Source organism: Paraburkholderia sp. BL18I3N2 (assembly GCF_003001875.1).
Classification (GTDB): domain Bacteria; phylum Pseudomonadota; class Gammaproteobacteria; order Burkholderiales; family Burkholderiaceae; genus Paraburkholderia; species Paraburkholderia phytofirmans.
Window position 1 is genome coordinate 398,215 of record NZ_PVNC01000005.1, and the last position, 15,624, is coordinate 413,838.

Genomic DNA, 15,624 nt, shown 5'->3' on the forward strand with positions numbered 1-15,624 from the left:
TCGTCGGGTTAGGCCTTGTGCTGGTCGGTGTACGGCACCAGCGCGAGGAAACGTGCGCGCTTGATTGCCGTATCCAGCTGGCGTTGATAGTGCGACTTCGTACCCGTGAGACGCGCCGGCGTGATCTTGCCGTTTTCGCCGATGAAGTCCTTCAGCGTTTCGAGGTCTTTGTAGTCGATGTGATCGACGCCAGCGGCCGTGAAACGGCAGAACTTCTTGCGCTTGAAGAGCGGATTTTGTTGCTGACGACGCTTGTCGAATTTCTTACCAGTCGGGCGGGGCATGTTCAGTCCTTTCCAATGTCCTGCAATGCTGTGATGTGAAATACCAGAGTTCTTGCGTTGCGGTGTTTCTTCGCCAGGAAGCCTGTGAAGAGCGTTTCCACGCCCATCTGACAACTTTCCAGCTTACCGCTCGCCTCGCCTGCGGCTACCGCCTGCATGGTCAGCTCGACTTGCCGGGCGATGCCGGCTTCGACGACTTCCGTGCGGTGGTGCAACGTGCAGCCTGCAATCGGAACGCCGGCGGGGGTGTACCGCACCGGTTCGCGTTCGACGACGCTGGCCGTAAGTTGCAGCCGATTCATGTAGCCTTCGACGAAAACGACGCTTTGATCTGGTAGCTTAAATAGTGTGTCTTAAGCCTGCGCTTCGGACGGTTGCGTAGCAGCCGACTTCTTGGCTTCTTCGCGCTGCACTTCCTTCATCATCGGCGACGGGCCGGTTTCGGCCTTCTTCATCTTGACGATCAGGTGACGCAGAACAGCGTCGTTGAACTTGAATGCGTGTTCCAGCTCGTCGAGCGTGGTTTGGTCGCATTCGATATTCATGCAGACGTAGTGAGCCTTGGCGAGTTTCTCGATCATGTAGGCCAGTTGGCGACGGCCCCAGTCTTCGATACGGTGGATCTGGCCACCGTGCGAGGTGATCGTGGACTTGTAACGCTCGATCATTGCGGGCACTTGCTCGCTTTGATCCGGGTGCACGATAAATACGATTTCGTAATGACGCATATTCACTCCTTGTGCTGACTTATGGATTAAAGCCACCCGGGCGTCGAACCGGTGTGGCAAGTGAGAAGCCAAAGAGTGTAACCCGATTAGGGCCGGGTTGCAAGATATCCCGTTATTGCGAGGCGCGAATCGGGTGTGTTTTCAAGGGTTTAGGAGGTGGCGCCGCGACCTGAACGGACGCAGCCTCTCGCGCCGGGCAGCCTGAAACGGTTAGCGAGGCCTGAACAGCCAAACCGGCACAGCCCGGCGGCCTGCGGGCCGCCAAGGCCGTACAGTGGCCGTTTTCAGTCAGTCTATGAGCCCGCTTCCGTGCGCTCGCTGCCACTTTGCAGACGCGCCTTCAGCGCCACTTCCAGCCCCTTCAGCGCGTCCGGCGCGGCGTCGGAGATCGCCCACCAGGTCATGCCTTCCGCGTTCCAGTGCGCAATCGAATAGCCTTCGCGGCCGAGCGTCGCCGGCACCGGGCCGCTGGAGGCGGTCTGCGGAAAGACGTACACGTCGATCACGTGCTTCTGGTAGCGGTACACCAGCACGGCCACCCGCTGATGCGCGAGGTAATCGAGGCGGCCGCCCTCCAGCGCGAAGCCGTTCGCCGCGAGATCCTCGACCGGCGGCGAATAGTCGAGCCGGCCGTTGAACCACGGTTTGACCGTGTGCCGATCCGTCGAAATCACGTCGATGTCGCGACCCGAGACCTGCGCGCGCACGTGGCTTTCTATCAGCTCGTCGGTGAATGGTCCGAAATCCGCCGGCCGGCGCAGGTTTAGCGCCACGCCCGCCGCCACCGCGCACAGCGCGAGCACCAGCACCGTCAGCCAGCCGCGGCCGAACACGCCGCCGGAGCCAACCGGGCCGCCGCCTGAGCCGCCGCCCGCGCCCGTCGGCAAGCCGAAGCCACCTTGCGGCGCACGCATGCCGTCCAGCAAACGATCGAGCCAGCCGCGCCGCGCACGTTCGCGCGCCGGCACCTTGACGTCGGCAACCGGCGCCTCGGCCGCCGCGACCGGCTCGTCGACGGACGGCAATCCCGCGATGATCCGCTCGCGCAGCGACTGCGGCGCACGATGGTAAGGCGCCGCACGCACCGCGCCGCTCAAGGCCCGCAGGTTCTCGCTTTCGCGCCGGCAGGCATCGCAGCTCTCGATGTGCTGCTGGACACGCAGGGCATCCGGCGCGGGCAATTCGTGATCGGCGTTCGCGTCGAGGAGCGGCCGCGCTTCATTACAGTCCATCTGGCGTCTCCTGAGCGCTGCCGGCGGCGGTGCCGCCTGGCGTGTTGAGTGGCCGGCCGTTGGCGGACGCCCGCAATGGGGTCACGCTCGCCGTGGCCGATCTGCCTGGGCCGGACGCCGCGCATGCCGACGACCTGTGCGAAGCAGTCGCGCCCCCTTGTTTCTCCGCGAGCAACGCGGCAAGCTTGCGACGCCCCCGCGCGAGCCGGGACATCACCGTGCCGATCGGCACGTCGGCCACCGCCGCGATCTCCTTGTAACCCATTTCCTCCAGCTCCCGCAGCATCAGCACTTCCCGATATTCGACCGGCAGCTGCGCAAGCGCCTCGTGCACGCGCTTCGTGTCCTCGTCGCGGATCAGGAGCGCCTGCGGATCGGCGCCGCCGACGCTCCAGCCGTCGAACGAGGCGTCGTCCATGGTGTCGTCGAACTCCACCGTCTCATGCGACGACGAACGTCGTCGCCATTCCGTGTACCAGGTGCGCCGGACGATCGCCAGCAGCCACGGCCGCGCCGAATCGCCGCGAAACGTGTCGAAGAAGCGGAAGGCGCGCATGAACGCTTCCTGCACGACATCGTCGGCATCGCTCGCGTTACCGCACAACCAGCGCGCAAGGTTGTACGCGGCATCGAGGTGAGGCAGCGCCATCTGCTGAAAGCGCCGGCTCCTCGCTGCTTCGGACTCGCCGTGCGCGCGGACAGGTTCTGAATCGGTCTGGACCACCTCGGCCCTCCAGGGCATTGCGGGCTATGCGATGTAGCTCGTCGGGACACTCTCTGCAACGGATAACCGGCCATTTGCCGAGTTTATTCCCGCCGCCGCGCGGAATCGGCAAAAAATTGACCAGCACCGCGCGGTGCGGCTACGGCTACGGCTAATAAGCCGGGCGGTTCCAGTAATCCTCGCTGGCATAGACCTCTTTCAGATAATCGATGAAGTACCGCACCTTGGCCGGCACATACCGCTGCTGCGGGTAGACGGCGAGAATGTCGTAGTCGGGCAGCGCGAACTCGTCGAGCACGGTTTCCAGCTCGCCGCGCGCCAGCTGCTGCTGGATCTCCCACGTGGAGCGCCAGCCGAGCCCAAGACCTTCCGACACCCAGCGGTGCAGCAATTCACCGTCGTTGCAATCGAGCGTGCCGCCCACCCGCACCGTCGCCAGCTTGCCGTTGCGGCGGAAATACCAGCCGCGGTTCTGGCCCCCTTGCAGATTGAATGCGAGGCAATTGTGGTGCGGCAGGTCTTCGAGCGTTTTGGGCCTGCCGTGCTGGCGAAAATACTCCGGCGTGCCGCACACCACGCGCCGGTTCGACGCCAGCTTGACCGCCACGAAGTTCGGATCGACCGCGCCGCCTATGCGGATCGACAGGTCGTAGCCCTCGCGCACCAGATCCACCACCCGGTCGGTCAGATTGAACGACACCTGCAATTCCGGCTTGTCGGCGAGAAACTCCGGCGCAAGCGGCGCGACGTGCTTGCGCCCGAACGCGGCCGGCGCCGACACGATCAGGTGGCCGTTGACCGCGCGCCGCCCGGCGCTCAGTTCGTTTTCCGCCTGATCCCATTCGGTGAGCAGGCCCCGGCAGCGCTCGAGAAACGCGGCGCCGTCTTCGCTGACCACGAGCCGGCGCGTCGAGCGGTACATGAGTTTCACGCCGAGGCGCTTTTCCAGCGCGTCGATGCGCCGGCCGAGAATCACCGGCGACACGCCCTCCTCCAGCGCGGCCGCCGCGAGGCTGCCGGCATCCGCGACGCGCACGAAGGTTTCGATCTGTTTGAAGCGGTCCATTGTTGTCTCCTCTGTCGATCGGAGTTGGCGCTTTAGCGCCTTACTCCGATCCCATGCAAGGCGGTCGATCGGAGTTGGCGCTTTAGCGCTTACTCCGATCCCACGCAGCGCGCGCCCCGACACCAGTCCGCGGGTCATTCCATACTTTTTGTTTCGAAATAAGCGACCCGGACTGATCTTATCAAACCTTTCCGTCAGGCCTAAAGTGCACTCAACACTTTTAATTCGCCCATCCCCAAGACATTCAGGAGACATTCATGGCCAAGATGAGAGCCGTCGACGCAGCCGTGCTGGTGCTCGAAAAAGAAGGCATCGACACCGCATTCGGCGTTCCGGGCGCAGCGATCAACCCGTTCTACTCGGCCATGCGCAAGGCAGGCAACATCAGCCACGTTCTGGCCCGCCACGTCGAAGGCGCGTCGCATATGGCCGAAGGCTATACGCGCGCTCAACCGGGTAACATCGGCGTGTGTATCGGCACGTCGGGTCCCGCCGGCACCGACATGATCACCGGTTTGTACTCCGCTCAGGCCGACTCCATTCCTATTCTCGCCATCACCGGCCAGGCGCCGCGCGCGCGTTTGTACAAGGAAGACTTCCAGGCCGTCGATATCGAATCGATCGCCAAGCCCGTCACCAAGTGGGCCGTCACCGTGCGTGAACCGGCACTCGTGCCGCGCGTGTTCCAGCAGGCTTTTCACCTGATGCGCTCGGGCCGTCCGGGTCCGGTGCTGGTCGACCTGCCGATCGACGTGCAGCTCGCCGAAATCGAATTCGACATCGACACCTACGAACCGCTGCCGGTCTACAAGCCGAAAGCGACGCGCAAGCAGATCGAAGCCGCGCTCACGCTGCTGAATAATTCGGACAAGCCGCTGATCGTCTCGGGTGGCGGCGTGCTGAACGCAGCCGCTGAAGACCTGCTCGTCACGTTCGCCGAAACCATCGGCGTGCCGGTGATCCCGACACTGATGTCGTGGGGCGCGATTCCCGACGACCATCCGTTGATGGCCGGCATGGTCGGCCTGCAAACCTCGCACCGCTACGGCAACGCGACGATGCTCGCCTCCGACTTCGTGCTCGGCATCGGCAACCGTTGGGCGAACCGTCACACGGGCAGCGTCGAGGTGTACACGAAGGGCCGCAAGTTCGTGCACGTCGACATCGAACCGACGCAGATCGGCCGCGTGTTCGGCCCGGATCTCGGCATCGTGTCGGACGCGAAGGCGGCGCTCGAACTGTTCGTCGAAGTGGCAAAGGAATGGAAAGCCGCGGGCAAGCTGAAGGATCGTAGCGCATGGGTCGCCGATTGCCAGGAACGCAAGCGGACGATGCATCGCAAGACGCACTTCGACAACGTGCCGATGAAGCCGCAGCGCGTCTACGAAGAGATGAACCAGGTGTTCGGCCGCGACACGTGCTACGTGAGCACGATCGGTCTCTCGCAGATCGCCGGCGCGCAGTTCCTGCACGTCTACAAGGCGCGCAACTGGATCAACTGCGGCCAGGCCGGCCCGCTCGGCTGGACGATTCCGGCAGCGCTCGGCGTGCGTGCGGCTGACCCGCAACGTCCGATCGTGGCGCTCTCGGGCGACTACGACTTCCAGTTCATGATCGAAGAATTGGCAGCGGGCGCGCAATTCAAACTGCCGTACGTGCATGTGGTGGTGAACAACTCGTACCTCGGCCTGATCCGCCAGGCACAGCGCGCGTTCGACATGGACTTCTGCGTGCAGCTCGGCTTCGAGAACATCAACGCGCCGGAGATGAACGGCTACGGCGTGGATCACGTTGCCGTCGCCGAAGGTCTGGGTTGCAAGGCGATCCGCGTGTTCAAGCCGGAAGAACTGAAGCCCGCGCTGCAGAAGGCGCAATCGATGCTCTCCGAGTTCAACGTGCCGGTGATCGTCGAAGTGATTCTCGAACGTGTGACCAACATTTCGATGGGCACCGAGATCGACGCGATCAACGAGTTCGAAGAACTGGCTGCGAAGCGCGAAGACGCTCCGACCGCGATCAGCATGCTCGACTGAGCAAATCGACTGATGCATTAAAAAAATCGAGCATCACGTGAGCGCGGTCCGGCAACACCGAACCGCCTCACGAAGCCATTCCACTGACCGACCAGAGAGACAGACGCACCATGCCGAAATTTGCAGCGAATCTCACCATGCTGTTCAACGAAGTCCCGTTCCTCGACCGCTTTGCGGCCGCGGCGGACGCGGGCTTTCACGCCGTCGAATTTCTGTTTCCGTATCCGTATCAGATCGCTGAATTGAGCGAACGTCTGCAGCAGAACCGCCTGAAGCTGGTGCTGCACAACCTGCCCGCGGGCAACTGGGAAGCCGGCGAACGCGGCATTGCCTGCCTGCCGGAGCGTGTGAGCGAGTTCCAGGAAGGCGTGGGCCGCGCGATCGAATACGCGAAAGCACTGAAGGTGCCGCAACTGAACTGCCTCGTCGGCATTCCGACGGCTGGCGTCGATGCGGACAAGGCGCGCTCGACGATCGTCGACAACCTGCGCTTCGCAGCGGGCGAACTGAAGAAGGCCGGCATCAAGCTGCTGGTCGAGCCGTGCAATTCCTATGACATTCCGGGTTTCGCATTGAACCGTTCGGGCGAAGGCCTCGACGTGATTCGCGCGGTCGGTTCGGACAATCTGTTCCTGCAGTACGACATCTACCACATGCAACGGATGGAAGGCGAACTCGCGGCGACCATCAAAAAGAACCTGCCGCAGATTGCGCACATCCAGCTCGCCGACAACCCGGGCCGCAACGAACCGGGCACCGGCGAAATCAACTACCCGTTCCTGTTCGATCTGCTCGACTCGCTCGGCTACGACGGCTACGTCGGCTGCGAATACAAACCGCGCACGACGACCACCGCCGGCCTCGGCTGGGTGCAGAGCGTGGCCGGGCAAACCCGCGGCGCGGCGCACGCCGCCGCCTGAGCGCCGCATTGCCTGATTGCCCGACGGGATCAGGCACTCGACGCCCCGAAGGAAGTCCCTCGAGGGACACCCAACAACACTGGAGATTTAGACACATGGCAAAGATCGGTTTTATCGGCCTCGGCATCATGGGCGCGCACATGGCGCGCAACCTCATCAAGGGCGGTCACTCGCTGTTCGTGAATGGCGCGTACCCGGTGCCGGAAGATCTGAGCAAAACGACGAGCGTCGTCGCGAATTCGACCGCTGTCGCGCAGGCCGCCGACATCGTCATCATCATGGTGCCGGATACGCCGGATGTCGCCAACGTGCTGTTCGCCGACGACGGCGTTGCGGCCGGCCTCTCGAAGGGCAAGCTCGTGATCGACATGAGCTCGATCTCGCCGCTCGACACGCAAGCGTTCGCGAAGAAGATCAATGCGCTCGGCGTCGATTACCTGGATGCGCCGGTCTCAGGCGGCGAAGTCGGCGCGCGTGAAGCGTCGCTGACGATCATGGTGGGCGGTCCGGAAAAAGCGTTCGCCACGGCCAAGCCGCTGTTCGAACTGATGGGCAAGAACATCTCGCTGATCGGCGAGAACGGCGCGGGTCAGACCTGCAAGGTCGCGAACCAGATCATCGTCGCGCTGAATATCGAAGCCGTGGCCGAAGCGCTGCTGTTCGCCTCGCGCTCGGGCGCCGATCCGGAACGTGTGCGCAAAGCTTTGATGGGCGGCTTCGCCTCGTCGCGGATTCTGGAAGTGCACGGCGAGCGCATGACCAAGCGCAAGTTCGACCCGGGTTTCCGCATCGAACTGCACCAGAAGGATCTGAACCTCGCACTCGACGGCGCACGCAAGCTCGGCATCGCCCTGCCGCATACGGCAAGCGCGCAGCAACTGTTCAGCGTGTGCGCGGCGAACGGCGGCAAGGCATGGGATCACTCGGCGATGGTGCGGGCACTCGAAATCATGGCGAATTTCGAAGTCGCGCAAGCGCCGGGCAGCGAAGCCAAGGCAGCGTGAGGAAGTGATATGGACTGCCGTGATCGTTGCGGATCAACGTCATGGCAGTTGAAGGTGGGGCGCCCGCTTCGTCGTGCGACATGCACGGCGGAACGGGCAAATCGTGCCGCTCTGGGCTGAGAGCGGCAAGTGGGGTCCGCAGCGGCACCCGGCGGCGCCGGGGAAGCCTTGGTCGGTCAGACGTCGTCGTCGGGTGTCCGGCTGTCGGATTTCACGTTTAACGATGCTTATGCTTTTTCGGCCAAACTCTCGCAGCGGGTGCATCACGCATGCCGCTCACCGGCGCCTCTACTTGCGGCCCCAATCGTACGCATGCCCGCAAGTCCGCTTGCATTTGCTTGCAACTCCGTCCCCTTTGCTCGACCTTTTTTGACACATCGGTCCGCGCTTTTCTCCTACACTCGTTGAGTCTGGTTGCGGGCGTGTCAGCGTTCCGGTGCGGCTTGCCGATCAAGGCAACGCGTGTCCTCTGCTTCGTTCGCCCGATTCCCAACCAGTGTTCAACCGTGAGCGGCACGTGCTTGCGCCAGTAACCCCTCTGCAAAGGATTTCAGAATGAGCATCTTTGGTGACATCGTACATAAGCTCTTTGGCAAAGCGAAACCGGACCAGCCTGCGCCTGCTGTCGAGCCGACACCGGATCCGGCCGCGGCGCAAGCTGCCGCACCCGCGGCTACCCCGGCGCCCGCGCCGCTTGCCGACGTCGACGTCGCTGTCGTCATGGACCAGTTCGTGAGCGAGAGCGGTCAAACGTTGAACTGGCGCACGTCGATCGTCGACACGCTCAAAGCGCTCGGCGTCGACAGCAGCCTCGAACATCGCAAGGAACTTGCCAAGGAACTGAAGTACACCGGCGACACGAACGATTCGGCGAGCATGAACATCTGGCTGCACAAACAGGTGATGGTGGCGCTGGCGGCGAACGGCGGCAAGTTGCCGCCGGATCTGGCGAACTGACTGCTTGCCGACGCCGCCTCGTTGCGGCGCTAGCGATAAGCCTGAAGCTGAGACGACAACGCGGCGCTCCGGTCGATGACCTGGGCGCCGCGTCGTCATTCAAGCTTCACGTGCGGGACACGGTTCTGACTTTGAAGCCGGCCTGCCCGCGCTGACTCGATCAGTATGTATCGAATAACTTCTGCAACGCCACCGGGCCGGTGGCGCCCGCCGCCAATGCCAGCATCAGCAGCACGCGCGCCTTGTATGGATTCAACGAACCCGCGCTGACGAAACCGAGTGCGTCGTCGGCGGCCGCGCCGTTGCGCATCACGTGCCCCGAACCCACGCGCGACGCGCGCACCACCGCGACGCCTTGCGAGGCGGCATCCGCGAGCGCCTGCTGCACCGAGGCGTGAATCGAGCCGTTGCCGGTGCCCGCCACGACGATTCCGCGCACTCCGGCGGCAACCAGCGCATCCACGGCAACGCGCGACACGCCCGCGTAACTCAGCACGATTTCCACATGCGGCCACTTCGCGCCGATCACGAACTCAGTCGCGAGCGTATGCGGACGCAACACATTGCGCTGGAATTCGACGCGGCCATCCTGCACCCAGCCGAGCGCGCCGATTTCGGGCGAATGAAACGCATCGACCGCATAGGTGCTCGTCTTGACCACGTCGCGCGCGCTGTGGATCCTGTTGTTGAAGGCCACCAGCACGCCCTGCCCGCGCGCGCTTGCCTGGGTCGCGACCGTCACCGCGTTCAGCAGATTCAACGGGCCATCGGCGGAGAGCGCCGAGGCCGGGCGCATGGCCGCCGTGAGCACGACCGGCTTGTCCGACTTGATGGTCAGATGCAGCAGGTAGGCGGTTTCTTCGAGCGTGTCGGTGCCGTGCGTGACCACCACGCCGTCGATATCATCGTCGGCGAGCAACGTATTGATGCGTTGCGCGAGCGTGGTCCACAGCGGCATCGCCATGTCCTTGCTGTCGACGCTGGCGATCTGCTCGCGCTCCATGCGCGCCACCGTGGACAAGGCCGGCACCACGGCCAGCAGTTGCTCGACGCCGATCACACCGGCCTGATAACCCGAGGTGTTGGTGGCGCTCGCGGCCGCGCCGGCGATCGTGCCGCCGGTTGCCAGGACGACGATGCGCGGCAGCAGTGGCGTGGCGCCTTCGTCTGAAGGCATAGCGGAGGAGGAAGAGGTCGAAGTATTCATGGCGGCGATTGTAAGCGATGCGCCGCGCGCCGCCATGCGTGAAAAAACGGATGTCCGTTCGTTTCGGGACTGGATGAGGCCGGCGCTTTGGCGCCACAAGTCAGCGTGGTGTCCGCACCAAGGCCGGCCGCGGCCCGTATGAAGTTCGCACTAACCGGCCGCCGCGATGGATTCGTGCGGCAACGTTCGTGCGTGGCGCCGGACCGCGACGATCCGGCGCATCTATCAAACCGCTTCGCGCAACTGCGCGGCGATATCCGCTTCGTTCAATTGCGGCGCGAACATCTCGATCAATCGGTACGCGTATGCGCGCAGGAACGCGCCCTTGCGCAAACCGACCCGCGTCGTACTCGCCTCGAACAGATGCTGCGTGTCGAGCGCGACCAGTTCGGTGTCGCGCTTCGGATCGTAGGCCATCGCCGCGACCACGCCGATGCCCATGCCGAGTTCCACGTAGGTCTTGATCACGTCGGCGTCGATCGCGGTCAGCACGACGTCGGGCAACGCGCCCGCTTTCGCGAAGGCCTGGTCGATATGCGAGCGGCCCGTGAAGTCCTGGTCGTAAGTGACGATCGGGAATTCTGCGATCTCGTCGAGCGTCAGATTCGGCCGGCCCACCAGCGGATGATCTTTCGGCACAACCACCACGTGATGCCACGAATAGCACGGGAACGTGACGATATCCGGGAAACGGTCGAGCGCTTCGGTGGAGATGCCGATGTCCGCTTCGCCGTTGATGATCATCTGCGCGATCTGTTGCGGACTGCCCTGACGCAGCGCCAGATGCACTTTCGGGAACACCTCGGTAAATTGACGGATCACCTTCGGCAACGCATAGCGGGCCTGCGTGTGGGTGGTCGCCACGACGAGGTGGCCGCTATCCTGATCGGCGTACTGGCGCGCGACACGGCGCAGATTTTCGGCGTCGAGCAGCATCCGCTCGATCAGTTGATGCACGGCCTTGCCCGGCTCGGTAAGGCCGGTGAGACGCTTGCCGCGTCGAATGAAAATGTCGACGCCGAGTTCGTCCTCCAGATCCTTGATCTGTTTCGATACGCCCGATTGCGACGTGTACAGCACGTTCGCCACCTCGGTCAGATTCATGTTCTGGCGCACGGCTTCGCGCACAAAGCGCAATTGCTGAAAATTCATCTTGATGTCTCCGGTTTTGCCAGAGTTAAGTTATTTGAGTTCGATTGAAACGCCGGGTCGTGTTGCTGTTGGTGCGCGCCTGACCGCGCTCACTGCGCCGGAAAAACGCGCAATGCACGCGGCACCGCCGTCACGCCGTCGCCGATGGAGAGCTGCAGATCGCGCCACGCTTCACGATCGAGTTCGGCTTCGAGCAGGTTGCCCTCGCGGCCCGCGAGTTCGACCCGCACCGAGCCGCCCAGCGTCACCACGCGCCGCACGTCGACGACAATGCCTTCACGATGGCCCGACGCCTGCGGATACAACTGCAGATCGTGCGGACGTACATAGGCGAACGCCGGGCCGCTGAAATCGGCTTTGATGGAAACCGGCAACGCCGCGCCGTCCACGACGAAACCGCTCGCGTCGACGTTGCCGTGCAGACGGTTCGCCGCGCCGAGAAACTCGTAGACGAACGAGGTCTGCGGATGGTCGTACACGTCCTGCGGACTGCCCACCTGCTCCACGTGCCCGCGATTGAGCACGACGATACGGTCGGCGACTTCGAGCGCTTCTTCCTGATCGTGCGTGACGAAAATCGTCGAAATATGCAGATCGTCGTGCAGGCGCCGCAGCCAGCTGCGCAGTTCCTTGCGCACCTTCGCATCGAGCGCGCCGAACGGTTCGTCGAGCAGCAGCACTTTCGGTTCGACGGCCAACGCGCGCGCGAGCGCGATACGTTGCCGCTGGCCGCCCGACAATTCCGACGGATAGCGTTGCGCGAGCCAGTCGAGTTGCACGAGCTTGAGCAGTTCATGCACCTTTTCGCGGATCACCGCTTCAGAAGGGCGCTCCTTGCGCGGCTTCACGCGCAAGCCGAACGCCACGTTCTCGAACACCGTCATATGGCGGAACAGCGCGTAATGCTGGAACACGAAGCCCACTTCCCGCTCACGCGCGCCGACCGTCGCCACGTCCTGGCCTTGCAGCACGACCTGGCCGCCGTCGGCGTATTCGAGTCCCGCGATCACGCGCAGCAAGGTCGTCTTGCCGCAACCCGACGGCCCGAGCAGCGCAACCAGTTCACCCGGCGGAAAGTCGAGCGAGACGTTATCGAGCGCGACGAAATCGCCGAAGCGCTTCTGCAGGTTACGAACGGTGATACCCATTACAGCTCTCCTTGCTTGAGCGGGTGTTGCTGCGATGCATGCGTGGCTTGCGTTGCTTGCGTGTGTGTTACGGGTTTTGCATTGTCCGGCGGTGTGACTGGACCCGCGTAAGCGGGCACGTCGCGCGCGGCCGATAGTTCCGCCGACATATGACGCTCGGCGAGCAGCTTCAGGCCGAGCGTCACGAGTGCGAGCAGCGCCAGCACCGACGCCACGGCGAACGCCGCCGAGAAGTTGTATTCGTTGTAGAGAATTTCGACGTGCAAGGGCATCGTGTCGGTCTGACCGCGAATATGGCCCGACACCACCGACACCGCGCCGAACTCGCCCATCGCCCGCGCGTTGCACAGAATCACGCCGTACAGCAGACCCCATTTGACGTTGGGCAGCGTGACGCGGCGGAAAATCTGCCAGCCCGACGCGCCCAGCACGTGCGCGGCTTCTTCTTCGTCGTTGCCTTGCGCCTGCATCAACGGAATCAGTTCACGCGCGACGAACGGGAACGTGACGAAAATCGTCGCCATCACGATGCCCGGCACCGCGAAAATGATCTGCACGTTGTGATCCTGCAGCCACGGGCCGAACCAGCCCTGCGCGCCGAACATCAATACATAGATCAAGCCGGAGATCACCGGCGACACCGAGAACGGCAGATCGATCAGCGTGGTCAGCAGCGCCTTGCCGCGGAACTCGAACTTGGCGATACACCACGAAGCCGCGAGGCCGAACACGAGGTTCAGCGGCACCGCGATCGCGGCGGTGATCACGGTGAGCTTGATCGCCGAGAGTGCGTCCGGATCGGCGAGCGATTCCAGATAGAAACCAAGCCCCTTGTTCAACGCCTGATAGAACACGGCGGCGAGCGGCACGACCAGAAACAGCGCGAGAAACAGCAGCGCGACGCCGGTCAGAATCCAGCGCACGACAGGTGGCTCGGTGACCGGATCGGGCCGGCGCGCAACGTTCAGCGGCGCGCGCGGCGCCACGGCTACTGCCGCGCCTGCATTCTTTACGGAATCGCGGCTCATTGCGCACCTCCGCCGGCACCGATCGCCGCGACACTCGCAACGGCAGGCGCCGGGCCTGCGCCGCCACGGCTCGTGCGCCGTTGCAAATACCACTGCAAGGTGTTGATGAAGAGCAGCATCAGGAACGACACCACCAGCATCACGACCGCCAGCGCCGTCGCGCCCGCATAGTCGTATTGCTCCAGCTTGGTGATGATGAGGAGCGACGTGATTTCCGACTTCATCGGCACGTTCCCGGCGATGAAAATCACCGAGCCGTACTCGCCGAGCGCGCGGGCGAAAGCCAGCGCGAAGCCCGTCAGCAGAGCCGGAAACACCGCCGGCAACACCACACGGCGAAACGTCAGCCAGCGCGAGGCGCCGAGACACGCCGCCGCTTCTTCCTGCTCGCGTTCGAACTCTTCGAGCACCGGCTGCACCGTGCGCACGACGAACGGCAAACCGATAAAGGTCAGCGCGACCAGCACGCCCGCCGGCGTAAACGCGATCTTCAGGCCGAGCGGTTCGAGGAACTGCCCGATCCAGCCGTTGCCCGCGTACACGGCCGCGAGCGAAATGCCGGCGACCGAGGTGGGCAGCGCGAACGGCAGATCGACCACGGCATCGACGATGCGCTTGAACGGAAACGTGTAGCGCACCAGCACCCACGCGACCAGAAAGCCGAACACCGCGTTGATCAGCGCGCCGCCAAGCGCGGAAAAGAATGTCAGCCGATACGACGCGAGCACGCGCGGCGAACTCACCGCGCGCACGAACTGGCTCCAGTCGAGCGTAGCGGTCTTGAGAAAGGTCGCCGCAAGCGGAATCAGCACCACGAGGCTCAGATACGCCACCGTGATGCCGAGTGTCAGGCCAAAACCGGGCAACGCGCTCGGTTTTCGGAAGGTCAACGTCGTCATGCTCGTTACTCGTTCAGGTTGATGCTCGTGTTGCCGGCCGCCGGGCCCTGGCGGCCAAAAGCGCGCCCCATGGGGCGCGCTCGGGAGTGACGCGTTGCCGCGCCGTTTTGCCTATGCCGTTGCCGATTCCGGCAGCGGGCGTGTTACTGCGGTTGATAGATCGAATCGAACACGCCGCCGTCGGCAAAGTGCGTCTTCTGCGCGTTGGTCCAGCCGCCGAACGAATCGTCCACCGTGTAGAGCTTCAGCTTCGGAAACTTGGCGGTCAGCTCGGCCGGCACCTTGTTCGAACGCGGACGGTAGAAGTTCTTCGCCGCGATCTCCTGGCCTTGCTCGCTATACAGGAAGTTCAGATACGCTTCGGCGACTTTGCGCGTGCCGTGCTTGTCGACCACCTTGTCCACCACCGCGACCGGCGGTTCAGCCAGAATGCTGACCGACGGCACCACGATCTCAAACTTCTCCGGACCAAATTCCTTCAGCGACAGGAACGCTTCGTTTTCCCACGCGATCAGCACGTCGCCGATACCGCGTTGCACGAAGCTGGTGGTCGCGCCGCGCGCGCCCGAATCCAGCACGCCGGCATTCTTGTACAGCTTGCCGACGAATTCCTTGGCCTTCTGATCATTGCCGCCCGGTTGATGCTCGGCATACGCCCACGCCGCGAGGTAATTCCAGCGCGCGCCGCCCGACGTCTTCGGATTCGGTGTCACGATCGACACGCCCGGCCTGGTCAGATCGTCCCAGTCCTTAATGTGCTTCGGGTTGCCCTTGCGCACCAGAAACACGATCGTCGACGTGTACGGCGACGCGTTGTCCGGCAAGCGCTTCTGCCAGCCCTTGTCGAGCAGCCCCTTGCCGGCCAGTGCGTCGATGTCGTAGGCGAGCGCCAGCGTCACCACGTCGGCCTGCAGGCCGTCGAGCACCGAGCGAGCCTGCGCGCCGGAGCCGCCGTGCGACTGCTTGAAGGTGATCGTCTCGCCCGTCTTCGCCTTCCACTCCTTGCCGAACGCCTGATTGACGTCCTGATACAGCTCGCGCGTCGGGTCGTAGGACACGTTCAGCAGCGTCGTGTCGGCGGCGTGCGCCTGCGCCATCACGCCGAGCGCGCCGGCCGCGCCCAATGCGAGCGCCGCGATCAGTTTCTTCGTCCTGCCTGCCAGCCCCGTACCTTGGTGATTCATGTCAACTTTCTCCGCGTTGTCCGCTGAAACAGCGTGTGGTGTCTTTTCTCGCGTCGCG

16 protein-coding genes are annotated in these 15,624 nt (G+C 63.6%); 4 read left to right on the forward strand and 12 right to left on the reverse strand.

Annotation, left to right across the window (positions count from 1 at the left end):
• Positions 1-8: 8 nt before the first annotated feature.
• From rpsR to B0G75_RS17285, 6 genes are all read right to left on the reverse strand, one after another.
• Positions 9-284, reverse strand: coding sequence for a 30S ribosomal protein S18 (gene rpsR / locus B0G75_RS17260; RefSeq protein WP_007182109.1), 276 nt, complete (start codon positions 282-284; stop codon positions 9-11).
• A 2-nt stretch (positions 285-286) separates the two neighbouring features.
• On the reverse strand, positions 287-586 hold the full coding sequence (gene priB / locus B0G75_RS17265; protein ID WP_007182110.1) for a primosomal replication protein N: 300 nt from the start codon (positions 584-586) through the stop codon (positions 287-289).
• Positions 587-637: 51 nt separating this feature from the next.
• Positions 638-1,012, reverse strand: a complete 375-nt coding sequence (gene rpsF / locus B0G75_RS17270; RefSeq protein ID WP_006048823.1) for a 30S ribosomal protein S6 — start codon at positions 1,010-1,012, stop codon at positions 638-640.
• Between the two features lie 293 nt (positions 1,013-1,305).
• Positions 1,306-2,244, reverse strand: coding sequence for an anti-sigma factor (locus B0G75_RS17275; RefSeq protein WP_106307754.1), 939 nt, complete (start codon positions 2,242-2,244; stop codon positions 1,306-1,308).
• Positions 2,234-2,968 carry an RNA polymerase sigma factor gene (locus B0G75_RS17280; protein ID WP_106307757.1) on the reverse strand — a complete coding sequence of 245 codons (735 nt, stop codon included), beginning with the start codon at positions 2,966-2,968 and terminating at the stop codon, positions 2,234-2,236. The genes B0G75_RS17275 and B0G75_RS17280 overlap by 11 nt, the downstream gene beginning before the upstream one ends.
• A gap of 151 nt (positions 2,969-3,119) precedes the next feature.
• Complete coding sequence (locus B0G75_RS17285; protein WP_106307760.1) at positions 3,120-4,034, reverse strand: LysR family transcriptional regulator; 915 nt, start codon at positions 4,032-4,034, stop codon at positions 3,120-3,122.
• 257 nt (positions 4,035-4,291) lie between these two features.
• On the opposite strand from B0G75_RS17285, the gene gcl reads away from it, so the two are divergent.
• The 4 genes from gcl to B0G75_RS17310 all read left to right on the forward strand — a co-directional run bounded on the left by gcl (position 4,292) and on the right by B0G75_RS17310 (position 8,948).
• Positions 4,292-6,067, forward strand: coding sequence for a glyoxylate carboligase (gcl, locus tag B0G75_RS17290; protein ID WP_106307763.1), 1,776 nt, complete (start codon positions 4,292-4,294; stop codon positions 6,065-6,067).
• Positions 6,068-6,177: 110 nt separating this feature from the next.
• Positions 6,178-6,987, forward strand: coding sequence for a hydroxypyruvate isomerase (gene hyi / locus B0G75_RS17295; protein WP_106307766.1), 810 nt, complete (start codon positions 6,178-6,180; stop codon positions 6,985-6,987).
• A gap of 95 nt (positions 6,988-7,082) precedes the next feature.
• Positions 7,083-7,991, forward strand: a complete 909-nt coding sequence (locus B0G75_RS17300; protein ID WP_106307769.1) for a 2-hydroxy-3-oxopropionate reductase — start codon at positions 7,083-7,085, stop codon at positions 7,989-7,991.
• Between the two features lie 555 nt (positions 7,992-8,546).
• Positions 8,547-8,948 carry a DUF3597 domain-containing protein gene (locus tag B0G75_RS17310; protein WP_106307777.1) on the forward strand — a complete coding sequence of 134 codons (402 nt, stop codon included), beginning with the start codon at positions 8,547-8,549 and terminating at the stop codon, positions 8,946-8,948.
• Between the two features lie 160 nt (positions 8,949-9,108).
• Here B0G75_RS17310 and B0G75_RS17315 read toward each other — a convergent pair whose 3' ends face one another.
• The 6 genes from B0G75_RS17315 to B0G75_RS17340 form a co-directional block, all read right to left on the reverse strand.
• Positions 9,109-10,155, reverse strand: coding sequence for an asparaginase (locus B0G75_RS17315; protein WP_106308050.1), 1,047 nt, complete (start codon positions 10,153-10,155; stop codon positions 9,109-9,111).
• A 225-nt stretch (positions 10,156-10,380) separates the two neighbouring features.
• Positions 10,381-11,307, reverse strand: a complete 927-nt coding sequence (locus B0G75_RS17320) for a CysB family HTH-type transcriptional regulator (protein WP_106283582.1) — start codon at positions 11,305-11,307, stop codon at positions 10,381-10,383.
• Between the two features lie 89 nt (positions 11,308-11,396).
• Positions 11,397-12,455 carry a sulfate/molybdate ABC transporter ATP-binding protein gene (locus B0G75_RS17325; protein WP_012432793.1) on the reverse strand — a complete coding sequence of 353 codons (1,059 nt, stop codon included), beginning with the start codon at positions 12,453-12,455 and terminating at the stop codon, positions 11,397-11,399.
• Complete coding sequence (gene cysW, locus B0G75_RS17330) at positions 12,455-13,483, reverse strand: sulfate ABC transporter permease subunit CysW (protein ID WP_106307780.1); 1,029 nt, start codon at positions 13,481-13,483, stop codon at positions 12,455-12,457. Before cysW ends, B0G75_RS17325 begins: the two co-directional genes overlap by 1 nt.
• Positions 13,480-14,382 carry a sulfate ABC transporter permease subunit CysT gene (gene cysT / locus B0G75_RS17335; RefSeq protein ID WP_106307783.1) on the reverse strand — a complete coding sequence of 301 codons (903 nt, stop codon included), beginning with the start codon at positions 14,380-14,382 and terminating at the stop codon, positions 13,480-13,482. The genes cysW and cysT overlap by 4 nt, the downstream gene beginning before the upstream one ends.
• 143 nt (positions 14,383-14,525) lie before the next feature.
• Positions 14,526-15,566: a sulfate ABC transporter substrate-binding protein gene (locus B0G75_RS17340; RefSeq protein ID WP_106307786.1), complete on the reverse strand. Its 1,041-nt coding sequence runs from the start codon at positions 15,564-15,566 to the stop codon at positions 14,526-14,528.
• Positions 15,567-15,624 lie beyond the last annotated feature (58 nt).